This window comes from Glutamicibacter sp. AGC84 (genome assembly GCF_053543575.1).
Genome location: NZ_JBLVOC010000026.1, coordinates 205,714 through 210,609, shown reverse-complemented (window position 1 = coordinate 210,609; position 4,896 = coordinate 205,714). Strand labels below are relative to the sequence as shown.

The window sequence follows — 4,896 nt, the reverse complement described above, 5'->3', positions numbered from 1 at the left end:
CCGGCACACCTTTGGCAGCGACTGACGTAGGAGGTCAGCCTTGAGCGCTACACAAGATGAATCTATCAAAGGCAATCGTCCCGAGGACGCGAAGCTCCCTCTGGGGAAGTCCTTTGCCTATGGCCTGCAGCATGTCCTGACGATGTACGGCGGCATTATCGCCCCGCCGCTGATCATCGGAAACGCTGCCGGCTTGGCCCCGGACGAGGTGGGCCTGCTGGTCGCCTGCTGCCTGTTTGTCGGCGGGCTGGCCACCATCCTGCAAACCGTGGGCATCCCGTTCTTCGGGGCGCAGCTGCCGCTGGTCCAGGGCACGTCCTTCGCATCCGTGGCTACCATGGTGGCCATCGTCAACGGGGGAGGCGGAATCCAGGCGGTCTTCGGGGCCGTGCTCGTCGCAGCGCTGATCGGCTTCCTCATAGCGCCGTTCTTCGCCCGCATTGTCAGGTACTTCCCGCCGGTGGTCACCGGCGTGGTCATTACGATGATCGGCATCTCGCTGACCCCGGTCGCGGCCAACTGGGCCATGGGCGGGGACGCCAAGGCCGATGACTACGGGTCGCTGGCCAACATCGGCCTGGCCGCCGGAACACTGCTGGTGGTCCTGCTGCTGTCCAAGGTCGGCAATGCAGCGATTTCCCGCATGTCGATCCTGCTGGCCATCGTGCTGGGCACCGTCGCCGCAGCGCTGCTGGGCATGGCCGATTTCTCGCAGGTCGGGCACGGCGCGATCTTCGCCTTCCCGCAGCCACTGGCCTTCGGCATGCCGGTCTTCGAAATCGGCGGCATCATCTCGATGACCATCGTGGTGCTGGTGATCCTCACCGAAACCACCGCAGACATCCTCGCTGTGGGCGAGATCGCCGGATCGAAGGTGGATTCCAAGCGCATTGCCGACGGCCTGCGTGCCGACATGGCCTCTTCCGCAGTGGCGCCGATTTTCAATACCTTCACCCAGTCGGCCTTTGCGCAGAATGTCGGCCTGGTGGCCATCACGGGCATCACCAGCCGCTTCGTTGTCGCGGCCGGTGGCGGCATCCTCGTCGTGCTCGGCTTGCTGCCGATCCTCGGACGAGTGGTCGCTGCCATCCCGACTCCGGTGCTCGGCGGCGCAGGCATCGTGCTCTTCGGCACCGTCGCCGCTTCCGGGATCCGGACCCTGTCCAAGGTGAAGTACGACGGCATGAACTTGGTGATCGTCGCGGCATCGATTGCCTTTGGCTGCATCCCGATTGTGAAGCCGGACTTCTACGCTGGATTCCCCACGTGGTTCGAGACGATCTTCCACTCCGGGATTTCCTCGGCGGCCGTGATGGCCGTGCTGCTGAACCTGCTGTTCAACGAACTCAAGTTCGGGAATACAAAGGATGCATCGGTCTTCTCGGCGGCTCCTCCGCGCATGGTCAAGACCGAGGAGATCTGCGGATTGCTCGATGGCGACCACTACGTAGGCGGCAAGCTCATCGACAAGGAAGGCTACGAAATTCCGGTGGTCACACCCGATGAATTCGAGCAGATCCAGACCGGAGCCATCCAGATGCCTGTACCCAGGCCTGCCGAGACATCAGGGCACTGAGGAATCGGCCCCGTCCGAACCCGACGTCTACGACGAGCTCGATGACGAGAAGTAGCAGCTAGCGCGAAATGCTCGCAAACTCCGGTTTGCGGGCATTTTGCGCGAGCTCGAGCAGTTGCACTTCACAGCGCGAACAGCCAGGGAGCACCGCCGGACGAGTTTTCCGGGCACCTTTCGCAGGGCTGGCCCAAGTGCTGGACTGCGTTGGAAGTTCCGTGCAGGCACCGGACCAGTCAGGGGCTCCTGTGCGGCAGCGGGAGCATCGGCGTTTTGCGAGGGTCTAAGCTAGATGACTGTGAGTTCAGCAAATCTTTCCATCGGCGTTGACATCGGTGGCACCAAAATCCTTGCAGCCCTTGTGGATCAAGAGGGGAACGCCTTCGGGCAAATCCGCCGCGAGACACCTGACCATGACGTGGCGGAGACCGAACGTGCCCTGGCTGAGATGATCCGCGAGCTCTCGAAGGGCAACGAAGGTCTTCCGGTGGGCATTGGAGCCGCGGGATGGATGGACCGCAAGGGCCAGAACGTGCTGTTCAGCCCCCACCTGTCTTGGCGCAATGAACCGGTGCGCGACCGTCTGATGCAGCTGGTAGGACATGAAGTGACTCTGGTCAACGACGCTGATGCGGCCGGCTGGGCCGAGCATCGTTTTGGCGCGGGCCGGGGCGAAAGCGACATGGTGTGCCTGACCCTCGGAACGGGAATCGGCGGGGCGGTCATCCTCGGAGGGCAAATCCACCGGGGCAAGTCCGGGATTGCTGGCGAATTCGGGCACCAGGTGATCGTTCCCGGCGGCCATCGGTGCGCCTGCGGAAACCGCGGTTGCTGGGAGCAGTACGCCTCTGGCAATGCCCTGGGCCGGGAAGGAGCCGAACTTGTGCGCAGCAAATCACCGGTGGCCTTCCGCCTGCGCGAGGCCGTGGGCGATGATCCGGACGCCGTTACCGGGGCGGAGGTAACTCGACTTGCCGCAGAGGGCGACCCGGCGTGCGCCGACCTCATTGCGGATATGGGCGAATGGCTCGGGTTGGGCATTTCGAATCTGGTCTCGGTTCTGGATCCGGGGACCATCGTTATCGGCGGCGGCTTGGGCGCGGCGTCGAAGCAACTGGTGGCCACCGCGGAGGAGACTTACCGCCGCACCCTCTCCGGCAGGGGCTACCGTCCCTTTGCAAAGATCAGCCAAGCCGAATTGGGTCCGGTGGCAGGCCTGATCGGGGCTGCTGATTTGGCGAGGTTCAATCAACAGCAATAAACATTGACAGGACATTAGGTCTTATCTAGGCTCAGGTTGTTATTCAACACGAGAGCGAGGTTCCGGCATGGTCCTGCCAGAGAAGCCGCCGCAGACCCGTGGCTGGCCGCTAGCAGTCGTTTTGGGAACCTACGCGGTCGCCATGTGCGGTACCACCATGCCAACCGCGCTGTATCCAATGCTCCAGGATGAATACGGCCTGAGCACCGCCGCCTCGACCCAGCTTTTTGCGATATACGCCCTTGTGGTGCTCACGGTGCTGTGCATCTTCGGTTCCCTCTCTGACGCCATTGGCCGCAAGCCCGTCATGATTCTCGGGTTGCTCTCCTCGGCCGCCAGCGGGATGCTTTATGCCGTGGCCACCGACGCTCCCATGCTGTTCATTGCCCGGGCCCTGTCCGGGGTGTGCGCCGGCTTGGTCACCGGAACGGCCACAGCCTATTTGGCGGATCTGGTCTCCAGCTCCGGACGCGGTGCCGCCATTTCCAGCCTGGCGAATATGGCGGGACTAGGCAGCGGGCCGGCCTTGGCGGCATTTCTGACTTTCTTCTTCCCGGCTACCCCCATGATCGCCTTCAGCGTGCACGCGGTGCTTTCGGGCCTATGCATCGTGCTGCTGGCCACGATCCCGGACAGTGTTGTGCACCGCCGGGGCGGGTGGAAACTCAGCCTTCCGCTGGTGCCGCGTTTGGCACGACGGGACTTCTGCGTGGGCGGACTGATGACCCTGGGTTTTGCGGTCATGGGCGGCTGTACAGCCATGACGTCCATCCTGGTGGTCCGTGCCTTTGGGATTACCGACCTGCGCCTGCTGGGGCTCATCGGTTCGCTGATTTTCGTCGCCACTGCCGTGGGACAGAAAGCGGGCGGGAAGCTGGTCAGCGAAAAAGTGCAGCTGGGCTATGCCGGGCTGGCGGTGGGCGCGGTGCTGATAGCTATTGCCCCGAGGTTGGGCGGGGGCCTGGCGGTCACGGTGTACCTGGTTGGCCTAGTGGTTGCTGGACTGAGCCATGGTGCGCTGTTCCCGGTGGGACTGGGCATCGTACTGCGGCGCATCGAGCTGCGGCATCGAGGCAGCGCCAGCTCCGCCTTCTGGGTACTGGGCTACGCCCTGACCGCACTTGGGGCGCTGGGGCTGGGCTGGGTAGGGCAGATCAGCGGCGAATCGATGGCAGTGACCTGCTTCGGCGCAATCATCGCACTGTGCGCAGTCGGGTGCGCCAGGCTTCATCGCAGCTGGGATGATTCCGCAAACTCGCGAATCCCTGCCGGTCCCTAGGCCTGCGTGTGGCAGAGAACACGTGGCTTGCCGGAATGAGGTGCAGCCGATCCTCGTTGGGCATTGATAGAAGAAAACCGTATCCGGCAATGGCCCGAACCAGTGGCCTCGGACAGATCTGAAAGGCAATCAATGACAGTTGCATCCCAGGAAATCCAGGCCGACACAGCAACGCTCAACGCCATTTTTGGCGAGGCACGCACCGCTAACGCGTTCACCGGAGAGGTTACCGAGGAGCAGGCCCAGGAAATCTACGAACTGGCCAAGTTCGGTCCAACCGCGTTCAATTCCCAGCCGCTGCGCGTCACCTACGTGCGGTCGGACGAAGCCCGCGCCACCCTGGTCGACGCGCTCTCCAACGGCAATAAAGCCAAGACCGCAGCAGCTCCGCTGGTAGCGATCCTCAGCTATGACACGGCATGGCACGAACAGTGGGACAACTTCCTGCCCGGCTACAACGCGCCCAAGGCCATGTACGATGCTGATGCGGACTTCACCGCATCCACCGGCAACAACAACGCACACCTGCAGGCAGGCTACTTCATGCTCGCCGCGCGCAGCTTGGGCTTCGCGGTAGGTCCAATGACCGGCGCAGACTTCTCCGCCATCGACGCATCGTTCTTCCCGGAAGGCGAGCAGAAGAGCTTCCTGGTCGTGAATATCGGCCAGCCAGCCGCAAGCGAGATCGGCTCGCCAAAAGCACGCTTCGACTACGAAGCAGTTGTCCGCACCGTCTAGGTGCATCGAGTACTTCGAAAACGGCATGCGCCAGAAGCGCGGAAT

General features: G+C 63.0%; 4 protein-coding genes. All 4 read left to right on the top strand.

Features of this window, described 5'->3' with window-relative positions; genetic code table 11:
* The first annotated feature begins 40 nt into the window (after window positions 1-40).
* The 4 genes from ACNPN0_RS15565 (at window position 41) to ACNPN0_RS15550 (ending at window position 4,851) form a co-directional block, all read left to right on the top strand.
* Entirely contained in the window at window positions 41-1,576 is a 1,536-nt protein-coding gene (locus ACNPN0_RS15565) for a nucleobase:cation symporter-2 family protein (protein ID WP_105656556.1), read from the top strand.
* 295 nt (window positions 1,577-1,871) lie between these two features.
* Window positions 1,872-2,834, top strand: a complete 963-nt coding sequence (locus ACNPN0_RS15560) for an ROK family protein (RefSeq protein WP_448938138.1) — start codon at window positions 1,872-1,874, stop codon at window positions 2,832-2,834.
* A 67-nt stretch (window positions 2,835-2,901) separates the two neighbouring features.
* Entirely contained in the window at window positions 2,902-4,113 is a 1,212-nt protein-coding gene (locus tag ACNPN0_RS15555; RefSeq protein WP_448938139.1) for an MFS transporter, read from the top strand.
* A 132-nt stretch (window positions 4,114-4,245) separates the two neighbouring features.
* The gene (locus tag ACNPN0_RS15550) at window positions 4,246-4,851 is read left to right on the top strand and encodes a malonic semialdehyde reductase (RefSeq protein WP_400341815.1); all 606 of its coding nucleotides are present in this window, start codon (window positions 4,246-4,248) and stop codon (window positions 4,849-4,851) included.
* The last annotated feature ends 45 nt before the right edge of the window (window positions 4,852-4,896 follow it).

Excerpts from the sequence above, each read along its gene's own strand:
- ACNPN0_RS15555 (WP_448938139.1), top strand. The coding sequence starts at position 2,902 with ATGGTCCTGCCAGAGAAGCCGCCGCAGACCCGTGGCTGGCCGCTAGCA.
- ACNPN0_RS15550 (WP_400341815.1), top strand. The coding sequence starts at position 4,246 with ATGACAGTTGCATCCCAGGAAATCCAGGCCGACACAGCAACGCTCAAC.